Below are 12,848 nucleotides of genomic sequence, written 5' to 3'. Positions count from 1 at the left end.
CGGTGGGGTCAGGAAGCCTTCGTGCGCGCCTCGTCGTACGCGGCGCGGGCCGCCAGGACCTCGCCGGCGTGGGCGAGGGTCCACTGCTCGATCGCGCGGATCGGTGCGAGCGCGCCGTGACCGGCGTCGGTGAGGGTGTACTCGACGCGGGGCGGCACCTCGGCATGGACGGTCCGGGCGACGAGCCCGTCGCGCTCCAGGCCGCGCAGGGTCTGGGTGAGCATCTTCTGGGACACGCCGTCGACGCGGTGGGCGAGCGCGGTGAAGCGCAGCGGGCCGCCGTCGAGCGCGCCCAGGACGAGCACCGACCAGCGGTCGGCGATGCGGTCCAGGACGGTGCGGCTGGGGCAGCCGCGCTGGTACGGGTCGAACGGGAGCTGGGTCACGGGTCCTCCTTGCGCACCGACAGTCTACGTCCTAATCTCTCCGTTGGAGAGTCACTCTCCGATGGGAACTATCAGAGGAGACCCAGATGGCACGCATCACCGTGATCGGTGGCACCGGGTACGCCGGCACCCACATCGTCCGTGAAGCCGCAGCCCGCGGCCACGAGGTCCGGTCGCTCAGCCGGTCGGCCCCCGCGGAGCGGGTCGACGGTGCCGAGTACACCGAGGGCTCGGTGCTCGACGACGACGCGATCGCCGCCGCGCTCGACGGCACCGACGTCGTCGTCGCCAGCGTCTCGCCCCGTGGGGACATGGCCGGGCAGGTCCGGCCCGCGTACGCCCGGCTCGCCGCCGCGGCCCAGGAGCGCGGCGTGCGTCTCGCCGTCGTCGGCGGCGCCTCCTCGCTGCAGGTCGCCGAGGGCGGACCGCGGCTGCTCGACACCCCCGAGTTCCCCGACGCCTTCAAGGACGAGGCCGCCGAGTTCGCCGCCATCCTCGACGACCTGCGCGGGGCGTCCCCGGAGCTCGACTGGTTCTACCTCAGCCCGGCCGCGACGTTCGGTGCCTACGCCCCGGGCGAGGACACCGGCAGCTACCGCGTCGGCGGCGACGTGCTCCTCACCGACGACGCGGGGGAGTCCGCGATCTCCGGCCCGGACTTCGCCCGCGCGCTCGTCGACGAGATCGAGACCCCCGCGCACCGGCGCACCCGGTTCACCGTGGCGCACTGAGCCGCCGCGGCGCACGCACCGCGGAGCACGCACCGTGGCGCGCGCGGCGGCAGCGGTCAGGCGGCGTCGGGGAACGGCACGCCCGTCGTCGCGTGGCAGCGGTACCCGTGCGGGTTCTTCGCGGCCGACAGGTACTGCTGGTGGTAGTCCTCGGCGTAGAAGAACGGACCCGCCTCCGCCGCGGGGCGCATCTCGGTGGTGATCGGGTCGTAGCCCTTCGCGGCCAGCACCTCGCCGTACTGCTCGGCCGTGCGGCGGACCGCCTCGGCCTGCTCCGGCGTCGTCCAGTACACGCCGGAGCGGTACTGGGTGCCCACGTCGTTGCCCTGGCGGAAGCCCTGGGTCGGGTCGTGCCGCTCCCAGAAGATCTTGAGCAGCTCGGCCTCGCTCACCCGGGACGGGTCGTACGCGACCATCGCCGTCTCGGTGTGCCCCGTGCGGGCCGAGCACACCTCCTCGTACGTGGGGTTCGGCGTCGTGCCGCCCATGTAGCCGACGGCGGTGCTCACCACGCCGGGGACCTGCCAGTAGATCTCCTCGGCGCCCCAGAAACAGCCCATCGCGAGGTAGAGCACCCGCGTGCCCGGCTCCCACGGGCCGGTGAGCGAGGTCCCCAGGACGGTGTGCGTGCGGGGGGCGGGCAGGATCGGCGACTCACGGCCGGGCAGGGTGTCCTCGGGAGCCACCATCGTCGTCTTCGCCGACTGGCCGAACAGGTTCTCGAACATCGCGTCGCCTCCTTGGTGCGGTGCGGGGCCGTTCTGCCGACCCCGCACCTGCGCAACGATGCGGCGCGCCCCGGTGTTCCGCCGTCGGCCCCTTGTCCTCCGCTGTGGGTGCACGACGCGCCGTGGGCACGAGGGGCACATCGGCGTGTCGTGCACCCACAGCGGGGAGGGGGGAGGGGTCAGTCGAGGTCGCGGACGGCGCGGGCCTCAACGTCGGCGAGCACCTCGTCGGCGACGTGCGGGCTCGCCAGCCCCTCGTTGCGCGCTCGGACGACGACGCCGCGCTCGACCTCCGTGGCGTCGCGCAGCAGCGCGTCGACCAGCTCGCCGTACCGGCCCTCCACGTCGTCGCCGGCGCTGCGGGCCTGCGACAGGGCCCGCTGGGCCGTGAGGTAGCCCTCGTACTGGAGCGCGACGGCCTCCCGCACCGGTGCCGGGACGTCGTCGCGCGCCAGGACGGACTCCAGGGCGGCGCGGGTCGCCTCCTCACGCAGCCGGGCGATCTCCGCCACCTCGTCCACCGTGCTGCCGACGCCGAGGCGGCGCACCACGGGCGCGAGCGTCAGCCCCTGCAGGACCAGCGTCATCAGCACGACCATCAGCCCCACGAAGACGACGGTGTCCCGGTGGGGGAACTCGTCACCGGAACCCACGAGGTGCGGCAGCGCCAGCGCGGACGCCACCGACACCACACCGCGCATCCCCGCCCACGAGATCACCGTCGTCTCGCGCCGCGTGAACGCCCCCACCCCCGCGACGTCCGCCGGCACGCCCTGGCGCACCGCCCGGGCGGCCAGGCCGCGCTCCAGCAGCCACACCGCGGGGAACATCCACACGAACCGCAGCACCACCAGCAGCGCGACCACGCCGAGCGCGAGCGGCAGCGTGGCCGCGCCCACGGGGGAGCCGTCGAGCACCGAGGTCAGCTCGAACCCGATGAGGACGAACACGACGCCGGTGATGAGGTAGTCGGCGTACTCCCACACGGAGCGGCCCAGCAGCCAGCCGCCGGAGGAGACCGAGGTGTGCGACACGTTGCGCAGCAGCAGACCCAGGGAGAGGACCGCCAGCACGCCCGACCCGTGGAGCTCCTCCGCGAGGACGTAGGCGACGAACGGCAGCGCGAGCGTGACCGTGGTCTCGGCGGCCGGCACCCGGAGGCGGCCGAGCACCACGTGGCCGAGCCAGCCCAGGGCCAGCCCGACGGCGATGCCCACCACGAGCGCGAGCGCCAGGTCGAGCCCCACCTCGCCCGCCGTCACCGACCCGGCCACGACCGCGGTGACGGCCACGTGGTACATCACCAGGGCGGTGGCGTCGTTGAACATGCCCTCGCCCTCGAGCACCGTCACCACCCGCCCCGGCAGGCGCAGGCGCCGGGCCACGGCGGTGGCGGCGACCGGGTCCGGCGGTGCCACGATCGCCCCCAGCACCCACGCCACCGCCCACGGCACCCCCGCCGCGTGCGCGACGACGGCGACGAGTGCCGCGGACGCGATCGTCAGCCCGACGGCGGTCAGCAGGATGGGCCGGGCCTGCGCGGAGAACTCGCGCGCGGTGGAGCGCTGCGTCGCGGCGAACAGCAGCGGCGGCAGGACGACGGGCAGCACCAGGTCGGGGTCGATCGACAGGTGCGGGGTGCCGGGCAGCAGCGGCAGCGCGATGCCGAACAGGGTCAGCAGCACCGGCAGCGGGACCCGGATCCGGTCGGCCAGCGGGGTCAGGACCACGATGCCGGCGATCACCGTGCCCCACAGGGCGATCGAGGACATGGCGGCTCCGGTCGGTCGGGGACGGGCGACGGCGATGGTCGCGCACAGTCTGCCCCTCCGGCGGGTGCGGTGCACCCTGTCGGGGGCCCGGCGTAGCGTCGCAGCATGGCCCGACCGAACGATCCCGATGCCCTCCTGCTGCCCGGCGTGGACGCCTGGCGGGCGTGGCTCGACGAGCACGAGGACTCCGCGCCCGACGGCGTGTGGCTGATCGTGGCGAAGAAGGGCCAGGACGCGCCGACCACCCTCACCCGCGCCGCGGCGCTGGAGGAGGCGTTGTGCAGCGGCTGGATCGACGCGCAGGCGAAGAGCCGGGATCAGGCCACGAGCCTGCAGCGGTACTGCCCGCGCCGGCGCCGCAGCATCTGGTCCGTGCGCAACCGGGAGATCGTCGCCCGGCTGATCGCCGAGGGGCGCATGCGCCCCCGCGGCCAGGCGGAGATCGACCGGGCGCAGCAGGACGGCCGCTGGGACGCCGCCTACGCGGGACCGGCCACGATCGAGGTGCCGCCCGCCCTGTCCGCGGCGCTCGCCGGGAGTCCCCGTGCGACCGCCATGTGGGAGATCCTCACGTCGCAGAACCGGTACGCCATCCTCCACCGCCTGGCGACGGTGAAGAAGGACGAGACGCGCGTGCGCAACGCCGCCAGGTTCGTCGCGATGCTGGAGCGCGGCGAGACGCTGTACCCGCAGCGGCGCACGCTCGAACCCGACTGACCGCTTCGCCGTCGGCGAACCTCCGACCTGCCGGAGGGACCGTCAGGCGATGCCGCCACGGGCCACCTAGTGTGGGCCCGTGGTGAACCCGGAGGAGGCCTCTGCCAGCGGCCGTGACATGGTCCCGGCGAGCGTGCGCGGGGCCGCGGCGTGGTCGTGGCGCCTGCTCATCATCGCCGCCGGGGTCGCGGGGCTGGTCTGGCTGCTCTCCCAGCTCAAGACGATCGTCGTCCCGGTCGCCGTGGCTCTGCTGATCAGCATCCTGCTGCGTCCCCTGCGGCTCACGCTCGAGCGGTGGGGCGTGCCCCGCGGGCTCGCGACGGCACTGTCCATCCTGGGGCTCATCGCGTTCGTGACCGGGCTCGTGGTCGTCGCGGGCCAGTCGATCGTCAACGGCTTCCAGGACCTGTGGGACCAGGCCGTGGCAGGCTTCGAGGAGTTCCTCACCTGGTTGTCCGAGGGCCCGCTGGGCCTCGACACGGCGACGTTGAGCGACCTGGGCAACCAGGCGCAGGACCTGGTCGCGGAGCAGAGCTCCTCCCTGATCACCGGCGCCCTCGGCGCGGCGACGACGGTGGGCCACGTCCTGGTCGGCATCATCATCGCGCTCTTCTGCACCATCTTCTTCCTGCAGGACGGCCGCAGCATCTGGACCTGGGTCGTCAACGTGCTGCCGATGGCCGCCCGCGAGAAGGTCCACCAGGCCGGCCGGCGCGGCATGGTGACGCTGTCGTCCTACGTGCGCACGCAGATCCTGGTGGCGCTGGTCGACGCCCTCGGCATCGGCATCGGCTCGGCCTTCTTCGTCCCGGCGCTCGCGATCCCGATCGGCATCCTCGTGTTCATCGGGTCGTTCGTGCCGATCCTGGGGGCGATCGTGACGGGCGCGATCGCCTGCGCCGTCGTCCTGGTCGCCGAGGGGTGGGTCGCCGCGGCCATCATGCTCGGCATCGTGCTGCTGGTCCAGCAGGCCGAGAGCCACATCCTCCAACCGTTCCTCATGGGGCACGCGGTCTCCCTGCACCCGGTGGCCGTGGTGCTGGTCGTCGCGGCAGGCAGCCTGGCCGCAGGGCTCATCGGCGCGTTGTTCGCGGTGCCGCTCGCCGCCGTCCTCAACACCGTCATGCAGTACCTGCACGGGCACGACAAGTTCCCCGAGCTCGGGACCGCCGACCACCTGCCACTCCTGCGCCGCCGTCCCTCGCTCGCCGACCTGCCAGGTACGCTCCTGTGGCCAAGCCGGTCCGGCGCGTCGCAGGGCGACGCCGGTGCAGCGCCCACCACCCCGGGTGCTGACCCTGCCGTACCGGCTGACGACGCCGGACCGGCAGGAGAGAGCAGGACGTGACGACACCGCACCCCATCCATCGTGTGACGCTGGCCGACGTCCGAGCGGCCGCAGAGCTGCTCGCCCCCGTGGTGACCCGCACGCCGGTGCACCCGTTCCGGGCGCTGACGCAGATCGCGGGCGCCGACGTCGTCCTCAAGTGCGAGAACCTGCAGCGGGCCGGCTCGTTCAAGATCCGGGGCGCGTACACGCGGCTCGCGGGCCTGACGCCGGAGGAGAAGCAGCGCGGCGTCGTCGCGGCGTCCGCCGGCAACCACGCCCAGGGCGTGGCGCTCGCCGCGGAACAGCTCGGCATCCCCGCCGTCGTCTACATGCCGCTGGGAGCCTCGGTGCCCAAGCTGGAGGCGACGCGGGGCTACGGCGCCGAGGTGCGCCAGCTCGGTGCCAGCGTGGACGAGGCGTTGGGCGCGGCCCGTGCCGAGGCCGCCCGCACGGGCAAGGTGCTCATCCACCCGTTCGACCACGTGGACGTGGTCGCCGGCCAGGGCACCGTCGCGCTGGAGATCCTGGAGCAGGTGCCCGACGTCGGCACGGTCGTCGTGCCGCTCGGTGGCGGGGGGCTCGTGGCCGGCATCGCCACGGTGCTGGCGGAGCTGGCGCCGCACGTCAGGGTGGTCGGCGTGCAGGCGGCCTCGGCGGCGGCCTACCCGGCCTCGCTGGCCGCGGGGCGCCCGCTGGCCGGTGACCTGGGGGCCACCATGGCTGACGGCATCGCCGTCGGCACGCCGGGGGACGTGCCCTTCGAGGTGCTGACCCGCCTCGGCGTCGAGGTGCGCACCGTCACCGAGGACCAGATGTCGCGCGCGCTGCTGATGGTGGCCGAGCGCGGCAAGCTCGTCGTGGAGCCGTCGGCGGCCGCGTCGGTCGCGGCGGTGATGGCGACGCCGCATGCGTACCCCGGGACCGTCGTGCCCGTGCTGACCGGGGGCAACATCGACCCGTTGCTGCTGCAGCGCGTGGTGCAGCACGGCCTCGTCGCGGCGGGCCGGTACCTGCAGCTCTCGGTGCGGCTGGACGACAAGCCGGGCGCCCTGGCGACCCTGCTGGAGACGATCGCCGCCGCCGAGGGCAACATCGTGCGCGTGGACCACCGCCGTACCGACACCACCCTGGAGATCTCCGAGGTGCTCGTGACGCTGCAGCTCGAGACCAAGGGCTACGAGCACCGGGCGGCGGTCCTGGACCGGCTGCGCAACGACGGCTACCGCATCGGCTGAGGGCGAGCGGCCGGCCCCGTCAGGACGGCGGCCGGAACCCTCTGAAGACGCGAGAAGGCCCCCGCGCACGGTCGTCAAACGCGAAGTGCAGGGCGCGCAGCGCCCGTGAACGCGACCGTGCGCGGGGGCCTTCTCGCGTCGCCCCGCGCGGTGAGAGCTCAGACCGTGGCGGTCGTCTCCGCCTCGGGCTCGGTGACGAGCGGGTACACGCCGTTCTCGTCGTGCACCTCGCGGCCGGTCACCGGCGGGTTGAACACGCACACGCACTTGATCTCGGTGCGGGGGCGCACCATGTGCTTGTCGGCGTCGTTCAGCAGGTAGAGCGTGCCGGGCTTGAGCTCGTGCACCTCGCCGGTGGCGAGGTCCTCGATCTCACCCTCGCCCGAGGTGATGAAGACGGCCTCGACGTGGTTGGCGTACCAGAAGAAGCTCTCGGTCCCGGCGTACAGCGTGGTCTCGTGCACCGAGAACCCGACGCCCTCCTTGGCGAGGATGATGCGCTTGGAGCGCCAGTTCTCGCTCTTGACGTCGGCCTCGGTGTCGGTGATCTCGTCGAGCGTGCGGACGATCATGTGTCTCCTCGGTCGTAACAGGCGTGAAGGTCGGGTCGGTCGAGCGGCGTGATCAGGAGCCCAGGACGGTGTCGAACGCCTCGTCCAGGATGGCCAGGCCGCGGCGCAGCTCGTCCTCGCTGATGGTCAGCGGCGGCAGCAGCTTGACGACCTCGCCGTCGGGACCCGAGGTCTCGACCAGCAGACCGTGCTCGAACGCGTACTGCGTCACCTGGCCGGCCAGCTCGCCGTCGGGCAGCTGGAGACCGCGGGCCAGGCCGCGGCCCTTGGCCATCAGCTCGTGGTCGGGGTGGCGCGAGACGACCGAGTTGAAGTGGCTCTCGACGATCAGGCCCTTGGCCTTGATCTCCTTCTCGAGGGTGTCGTCGGACCAGTAGGTCCGGATCGCCTCGGAGGCCGTGGCGAACGCCGGGGCGAACCCGCGGAACGTGCCGTTGTGCTCGCCCGGCTCCCACACGTCCAGCTCGGGACGCACGAGGGTGAGGGCCATGGGCATGCCGTAGCCGGAGATCGACTTCGACAGGCAGATGATGTCCGGCACGATGCCGGCCTCCTCGAAGGAGAAGAACCCGCCGGTGCGGCCGCAGCCCATCTGGATGTCGTCGAGGATCAGCAGGATCCCGTGGGCCTTGCACAGCTCGGCGAGGCCACGGAGCCACTCGGCGCGCGCGGCGTTGATGCCGCCCTCGCCCTGGACCGTCTCGACGATGACGGCGGCGGGCTCGTTGAGGCCGGACCCGCCGTCCTCGAGCATCCGCTGGAAGTACTGGAAGTCGTCGACGTCACCGTTGAAGTAGTCGTCGTACGGCATCGGGGTGGCGTGCACCAGCGGGATGCCGGCGCCGCCGCGCTTCATCGAGTTGCCGGTCACGGACAGGGCGCCGAGCGTCATGCCGTGGAACGCGTTGGTGAAGTTGATGACGGACTCGCGGCCCGTCACCTTGCGGGCGAGCTTGAGCGCCGCCTCGACGGAGTTCGCGCCGCCGGGGCCGGGGAAGACGACCTTGTGGTCGAGGCCGCGGGGCTCGAGGATGGTGGTGCGGAAGGTCTGCAGGAACTCGCGACGCGCCGTGGTGAACATGTCGAGCGTGTGCACCATGCGGTCGTCCGCGAGGAAGTCCAGGAGGACCTTCTTCAGGATCGGGTTGTTGTGCCCGTAGTTGAGCGAGCCTGCTCCCGCGAAGAAGTCGAGGTACTCGGTGCCGTCCTCGGCGTACACGGTGGCGCCGACCGCACGGTCGAACACCACGGGCCAGGCGCGGGAGTAGCTGCGGACCTCGGACTCGAGGGCGGTGAAGCCCGTCGGGTCATCGCCGGTCGACGCGTCGGACTGGGGGGTCAGGGTCGTCACGGAGGACACTCCTCTGAGGTGGTGCGCGCGGGTGCTTCGAGTGGAACGGGGGCTGCGTCGTCACCTGCGCGCGGGACCGGCGCAACCCGGTGTCGTGTCAGTTGCGGAAACCCTCGATCACGAGCAGCGGTTCTGCCTCGTGGCCGTCGGGGAAGTGGTGCGCCTCGAAGCCGGACACCTCGGTGAGCGTGGCGTCGCGGTCCTCGGACCAGCGCCGGAAGACGCGGCGGGAGGCGGCGTTGTCCTCGGTGACCGTGGTCACGAGGGAGGTGATCTCCGGCTGCTCGTCGATGACGGCGTCGATGAGCCGCCCGGCGAGCCGACGACCGCGGGCGCGTTCGTCGACCGCGACCTGCCACAGGAAGTAGCGGCTCGGGTCGGCCGGCAGCCGGTACCCGGTGACGAAGCCGACGACGTCGTCACCCAGCAGGGCGATCCGGCACGTGGCGGAGAAGTGGTCCGCCAGCAGCAGATAGCTGTACGACGAGTTCAGGTCCAGCGAGCCGGAGTCCCGGGCCACCCGCCACATGGCGCCACCGTCGTCGACGGTGGGCGGGCGGATCGTCAACGGCGTGGAGCCGTCCCCGGCTGCCGCGTCCGCGGTCGCCGGGTTGGTCGGTGTGGTCGATGTGCCGTCAGAGATTGTCATACCGCGAACAACCATAGACACGATCGAGGGATAATCCCACCCCGTCCAGATGATTTCAGGGTGCGACATTGACCACAGCCGCACGATGCCGGGGCGTCCGACGATGGACGCCCCGGCATCGTGGAGGTCAGCCGGAGAACGGCTTGGCGGAGCGGATCTCCACCGGGATCTCGCGCCCGTTCGGCGCGGTGTAGCTGGTGGACTCGCCCACCTTCTTGCCGTCGATGGCCGCGCCCAGCGGCGACGTCGGCGAGTAGACGTCGAGGTCGGTGGTCCCGGCGATCTCGCGGGAGCCCATGAGGAACGTCATCTCGTCGCCCGCCACCTCGGCGACGACGACCATGCCGGCCTCCACCGTGCCGTCGTCGGCGGGCTTCCCGACCTGCACGTGACGCAGCTTCTCGGTCAGCTCGCGGATGCGGGCCTCGTTCTTCCCCTGCTCCTCGCGGGCCGCGTGGTAGCCGCCGTTCTCCTTGAGGTCGCCCTCGTCGCGTGCGGCAGCGATGCGCTCGGCGATCTCGGTGCGGGCCGGTCCGGAAAGGCGCTCCAGCTCCGACTGCAACCGGTCGTGAGCCTCCTGGGTGAGCCAGGTGACGTTCTCGGTCACGAGGGCTCTCCTTTCGTGGTGCTCGTCGCCTGCCCCGGGTGACGCGCGCCGGTGCGCCCGGCGGGCGTCGGCACGCGCGCCGGACGGCGCAGGACTGCGTGTGAATCCCTCAGGATAGCCGACGCGGGCGCGGGCGTGCACCGTATGGCGCGCTCAGTCGCCGGTGGGGGCGCAGGCCGTGACGTCGGCGGCGGTCGCCTCCTCGGAGGTGCCGACGGTCACCGTGTAGGCCGAGGTCCGGTCCTGCACGGGGCCCACCGGGACCTCGAGCGTGCCGACCTGCGCGTAGCTGGTGGACAGGGCGTCGACGGTGCAGACCGCTGTCGTGCCGGGAGGCATGTGCACCTGGAAGGTGACGTCCAGGTGCTCGGCGTCGACGACCTCGAACCCCACCATCTCGGCGGTCACCGGGTCCGCGGCGGTCCGCGCGAACGAGAACCAGGCCGTGGCGCCGACGGCGGCGGCCAGGGCCACGCCGATGGCGACCTTGGCGCCGCGTCCCGGACCTCGGCGCGCCGTCGCCGGGGTGGTCGGCGAGTCTCCGTAGCGGCCGGGCGGGACGGTGGGGGACTGCTCGGAGGTCATGACACCATTGTCCTCCACGAGGCGGACGTCCCGAACCCATCCCAGGAGGACCCTTGACCGGCGAACCACTGCGGCTCATGGCGGTGCACGCGCACCCGGACGACGAGGCGAGCAAGGGCGCCGCGACGACGGCGAAGTATGCGGCCGAGGGCGTCGAGGTCCTCGTCGTCACCTGCACCGGCGGGGAGCGCGGCGACGTGCTCAACCCGTCGTTCGTGCCCCCCGAGGGGCTCTCGTTCGACACGATCGAGGACAAGCGCGCCGTGCGCCGCCTCGAGATGGCCGCGGCCGCGGCGGCGCTCGGCGTGCGCCAGCAGTGGCTGGGGTTCGTCGACTCGGGCCTCCCGGAGGGCGACCCGCTGCCCCCGCTGCCGGAGGGCTGCTTCGCGCTGGTCCCGCTGGAGGAGGCCGCCGCGCCGCTCGTCGAGCTCGTCCGCCAGTTCCGCCCGCACGTCATGACGACGTACGACCCGACCGGTGGGTACCCGCACCCGGACCACATCCGCTGCCACGAGGTCGCGTTCGAGGCCTACCACGCGGCGGGCGACGCCGGCCGATACGCCGTGGACGGCGGTGCGGAGCCGTGGGCGCCGCGCAAGCTCTACTACAACCACGGCTTCTCGATGGAGCGCATCCGCGCGGCGCACGAGGCCATGACGGGCGCCGGCCTGGAGTCGCCGTTCGGCGACTGGATCGAGTCGCGCACCGCCCGGGAGATCCCCGAGCGGGAGGTCACCACCCGGATCGACGTCTCCGACCACTTCGCCCAGCGGGACGCGGCGCTGGTGGCGCACGCCTCGCAGATCGATCCCGACGGCTTCTTCTTCGCGGTGCCGCGCGACCTCGAGGTCGACGTGTGGCCCACCGAGGAGTTCGAGCTCGCCGACTCCCGGGTGCCCGTGGAGACACCGGAGGACGACCTGTTCGCCGGCGTCCGGGAGGAGTCCTGATGTCCGCCGCGCTGCTCGCCGGCCTGCTCGCCGACGTCGGCCCGTCACCCAGCCCGACCACCCCGCCGCTGGAGAGCTGGGAGGTCACCCCGGGGCTGACGGGGTTCCTCGCGACGTTCGCCGTCGCCGTCGCCGCCGTGCTGCTGTTCTTCTCCCTGAGCCGCCACATGCGCAAGGCGAACGCCTACGCCCGGGCGCACGGCATCGAGGTGCCGGAGCGACGGTCGATCGGGTTCCGTGCCGCGGGCGACGACCGCGGCACGTCGGCGAGCTCGCCCGACGCGGCCGGCACGCCGGTCTCGCCGTCGGACGCGTCGCCGGACGGCGGCGCCCCGGACGGGCCGGGCCGGCACCCGGCATGACGCGCGTCACCGTCGCCCAGGTCGAGGTGTCGGACGACCACGAGGCGAACCGGTACATGGTCGGGGACGCGTTCTCCGCCGCGGCCGCGGTGCAGGCAGACTTGCTCGTCCTGCCCGAGTACGCCTCGGGGTACCACCGGCACGGCGTCGGCATCGAGCACGCCGAGCCGCTGGACGGGCCGTTCGTGTCGATGCTGCGCGCGCTCGCCGCGGAGCACGCGACGGCGGTGATCGCCGGCACGACGCTCCCGGGTGCCGAGCCGGGACCGGCCGGCGGGGAGCGTCGCGGGGTGAACGCCGTCGTCGCCGTGGACGCCTCGGGGGCGCTCGCGGGCGTCTATCGCAAGGTCCACCTCTACGACGCGTTCGGCACGCGCGAGTCGGACCGCCTCGAGCCGGGGCCGGCCGACGCCGAGCCGTTGACGCTCCGGGTCGGGGAGCTGACCTTCGGCGTGATCACCTGCTACGACCTGCGGTTCCCCGAGTCGGCGCGCCGGGTGGTCGACGCCGGGGCGGACGTCCTCGTGGTCCCCGCCGCCTGGGTCGCCGGCCCCCTCAAGGCGGAGCACTGGCGCACGCTGCTCGCGGCGCGGGCGATCGAGAACACCGTGGTGGCGATCGGTGTCGGCATGGCCGGCAAGGGCGTGACGGGCAGGTCCGTGCTCGTGGGGCCGGACGGCGTCGTCGGCCTGGAGCTGGACGAGCGCCCGCAGTACCGCACGGTGGACCTGGACCCCGCGGAGCTCGCTGCGGTGCGCCGGGCGAACCCGTCGCTGGAGAACCGGCGCTACACCGTCGTGCCCCGCTGATCCTTGCCGAACGTCGAGGTTCGGCCCGGAATGCGGGGCCAAACCGGTCCGAACCTCGACGTTC

15 protein-coding genes are annotated in these 12,848 nt (G+C 72.9%); 7 read left to right on the top strand and 8 right to left on the bottom strand.

Features of this window, described 5'->3' with window-relative positions; all coding sequences use genetic code 11:
* Nucleotides 1–8: 8 nt before the first annotated feature.
* Nucleotides 9–386: a helix-turn-helix domain-containing protein gene (locus MWU57_RS12490; protein ID WP_106267678.1), complete on the bottom strand. Its 378-nt coding sequence runs from the start codon at nucleotides 384–386 to the stop codon at nucleotides 9–11.
* Between the two features lie 86 nt (nucleotides 387–472).
* Here MWU57_RS12490 and MWU57_RS12485 point away from each other — a divergent pair, with 86 nt between their 5' ends.
* Nucleotides 473–1,117, top strand: coding sequence for an NAD(P)-dependent oxidoreductase (locus MWU57_RS12485; RefSeq protein WP_246909509.1), 645 nt, complete (start codon nucleotides 473–475; stop codon nucleotides 1,115–1,117).
* Nucleotides 1,118–1,173: 56 nt separating this feature from the next.
* On the opposite strand, the gene msrA is transcribed toward MWU57_RS12485, so the two are convergent.
* A complete protein-coding gene (gene msrA, locus MWU57_RS12480; RefSeq protein WP_106267682.1) occupies nucleotides 1,174–1,845 on the bottom strand; it encodes a peptide-methionine (S)-S-oxide reductase MsrA in 672 nt (223 codons plus the stop codon).
* Nucleotides 1,846–2,024: 179 nt separating this feature from the next.
* On the bottom strand, nucleotides 2,025–3,617 hold the full coding sequence (locus MWU57_RS12475; RefSeq protein WP_246909508.1) for a Na+/H+ antiporter: 1,593 nt from the start codon (nucleotides 3,615–3,617) through the stop codon (nucleotides 2,025–2,027).
* Between the two features lie 105 nt (nucleotides 3,618–3,722).
* Here MWU57_RS12475 and MWU57_RS12470 point away from each other — a divergent pair, with 105 nt between their 5' ends.
* From MWU57_RS12470 to ilvA, 3 genes are all read left to right on the top strand, one after another.
* Nucleotides 3,723–4,334 (top strand): YdeI family protein, encoded by a 612-nt coding sequence (locus MWU57_RS12470; RefSeq protein ID WP_246909507.1) that lies wholly within the window; start codon nucleotides 3,723–3,725, stop codon nucleotides 4,332–4,334.
* A 79-nt stretch (nucleotides 4,335–4,413) separates the two neighbouring features.
* Nucleotides 4,414–5,682 carry an AI-2E family transporter gene (locus tag MWU57_RS12465; RefSeq protein WP_308221179.1) on the top strand — a complete coding sequence of 423 codons (1,269 nt, stop codon included), beginning with the start codon at nucleotides 4,414–4,416 and terminating at the stop codon, nucleotides 5,680–5,682.
* On the top strand, nucleotides 5,679–6,899 hold the full coding sequence (gene ilvA / locus MWU57_RS12460; RefSeq protein ID WP_106267691.1) for a threonine ammonia-lyase: 1,221 nt from the start codon (nucleotides 5,679–5,681) through the stop codon (nucleotides 6,897–6,899). Before MWU57_RS12465 ends, ilvA begins: the two co-directional genes overlap by 4 nt.
* A gap of 158 nt (nucleotides 6,900–7,057) precedes the next feature.
* Here ilvA and MWU57_RS12455 read toward each other — a convergent pair whose 3' ends face one another.
* From MWU57_RS12455 to MWU57_RS12435, 5 genes are all read right to left on the bottom strand, one after another.
* The gene (locus tag MWU57_RS12455) at nucleotides 7,058–7,471 is read right to left on the bottom strand and encodes an ectoine synthase (protein WP_106267693.1); all 414 of its coding nucleotides are present in this window, start codon (nucleotides 7,469–7,471) and stop codon (nucleotides 7,058–7,060) included.
* Between the two features lie 52 nt (nucleotides 7,472–7,523).
* On the bottom strand, nucleotides 7,524–8,822 hold the full coding sequence (ectB, locus tag MWU57_RS12450) for a diaminobutyrate--2-oxoglutarate transaminase (RefSeq protein WP_374108550.1): 1,299 nt from the start codon (nucleotides 8,820–8,822) through the stop codon (nucleotides 7,524–7,526).
* Nucleotides 8,823–8,919: 97 nt separating this feature from the next.
* Nucleotides 8,920–9,471 carry a diaminobutyrate acetyltransferase gene (ectA, locus tag MWU57_RS12445; RefSeq protein ID WP_246909506.1) on the bottom strand — a complete coding sequence of 184 codons (552 nt, stop codon included), beginning with the start codon at nucleotides 9,469–9,471 and terminating at the stop codon, nucleotides 8,920–8,922.
* 127 nt (nucleotides 9,472–9,598) lie between these two features.
* Nucleotides 9,599–10,078, bottom strand: a complete 480-nt coding sequence (gene greA, locus MWU57_RS12440) for a transcription elongation factor GreA (protein ID WP_106267697.1) — start codon at nucleotides 10,076–10,078, stop codon at nucleotides 9,599–9,601.
* A 153-nt stretch (nucleotides 10,079–10,231) separates the two neighbouring features.
* Nucleotides 10,232–10,663, bottom strand: a complete 432-nt coding sequence (locus MWU57_RS12435) for a DUF4307 domain-containing protein (protein ID WP_246909505.1) — start codon at nucleotides 10,661–10,663, stop codon at nucleotides 10,232–10,234.
* Nucleotides 10,664–10,740: 77 nt separating this feature from the next.
* On the opposite strand from MWU57_RS12435, the gene mca reads away from it, so the two are divergent.
* Genes mca through MWU57_RS12420 form a run of 3 tightly spaced genes read left to right on the top strand, consistent with a single transcriptional unit; the run spans nucleotide 10,741 to nucleotide 12,784 of the window.
* Nucleotides 10,741–11,613 carry a mycothiol conjugate amidase Mca gene (gene mca, locus MWU57_RS12430; RefSeq protein WP_106267701.1) on the top strand — a complete coding sequence of 291 codons (873 nt, stop codon included), beginning with the start codon at nucleotides 10,741–10,743 and terminating at the stop codon, nucleotides 11,611–11,613.
* Complete coding sequence (locus MWU57_RS12425) at nucleotides 11,613–11,975, top strand: hypothetical protein (RefSeq protein WP_106267703.1); 363 nt, start codon at nucleotides 11,613–11,615, stop codon at nucleotides 11,973–11,975. Before mca ends, MWU57_RS12425 begins: the two co-directional genes overlap by 1 nt.
* Nucleotides 11,972–12,784, top strand: coding sequence for a carbon-nitrogen hydrolase family protein (locus MWU57_RS12420; protein WP_246909503.1), 813 nt, complete (start codon nucleotides 11,972–11,974; stop codon nucleotides 12,782–12,784). The genes MWU57_RS12425 and MWU57_RS12420 overlap by 4 nt, the downstream gene beginning before the upstream one ends.
* Nucleotides 12,785–12,848 lie beyond the last annotated feature (64 nt).

Origin of the sequence: Isoptericola sp. S6320L (assembly GCF_023015685.1) — a bacterium.
Taxonomy (GTDB): domain Bacteria; phylum Actinomycetota; class Actinomycetes; order Actinomycetales; family Cellulomonadaceae; genus Isoptericola; species Isoptericola halotolerans_A.
Note: the sequence above shows the minus strand (reverse complement) of the source record. Positions and strands in the feature narration are given on the sequence as shown.

What these genes read in the sequence shown, in the direction of transcription:
- msrA (WP_106267682.1), bottom strand. Translation starts at nt 1,845, where the DNA reads ATGTTCGAGAACCTGTTCGGCCAGTCGGCGAAGACGACGATGGTGGCT.
- MWU57_RS12455 (WP_106267693.1), bottom strand. Translation starts at nt 7,471, where the DNA reads ATGATCGTCCGCACGCTCGACGAGATCACCGACACCGAGGCCGACGTC.
- MWU57_RS12475 (WP_246909508.1), bottom strand. Translation starts at nt 3,617, where the DNA reads ATGTCCTCGATCGCCCTGTGGGGCACGGTGATCGCCGGCATCGTGGTC.
- MWU57_RS12435 (WP_246909505.1), bottom strand. Translation starts at nt 10,663, where the DNA reads ATGACCTCCGAGCAGTCCCCCACCGTCCCGCCCGGCCGCTACGGAGAC.
- MWU57_RS12425 (WP_106267703.1), top strand. Translation starts at nt 11,613, where the DNA reads ATGTCCGCCGCGCTGCTCGCCGGCCTGCTCGCCGACGTCGGCCCGTCA.
- MWU57_RS12420 (WP_246909503.1), top strand. Translation starts at nt 11,972, where the DNA reads ATGACGCGCGTCACCGTCGCCCAGGTCGAGGTGTCGGACGACCACGAG.
- ectA (WP_246909506.1), bottom strand. Translation starts at nt 9,471, where the DNA reads ATGACAATCTCTGACGGCACATCGACCACACCGACCAACCCGGCGACC.
- MWU57_RS12485 (WP_246909509.1), top strand. Translation starts at nt 473, where the DNA reads ATGGCACGCATCACCGTGATCGGTGGCACCGGGTACGCCGGCACCCAC.
- mca (WP_106267701.1), top strand. Translation starts at nt 10,741, where the DNA reads ATGGCGGTGCACGCGCACCCGGACGACGAGGCGAGCAAGGGCGCCGCG.
- MWU57_RS12470 (WP_246909507.1), top strand. Translation starts at nt 3,723, where the DNA reads ATGGCCCGACCGAACGATCCCGATGCCCTCCTGCTGCCCGGCGTGGAC.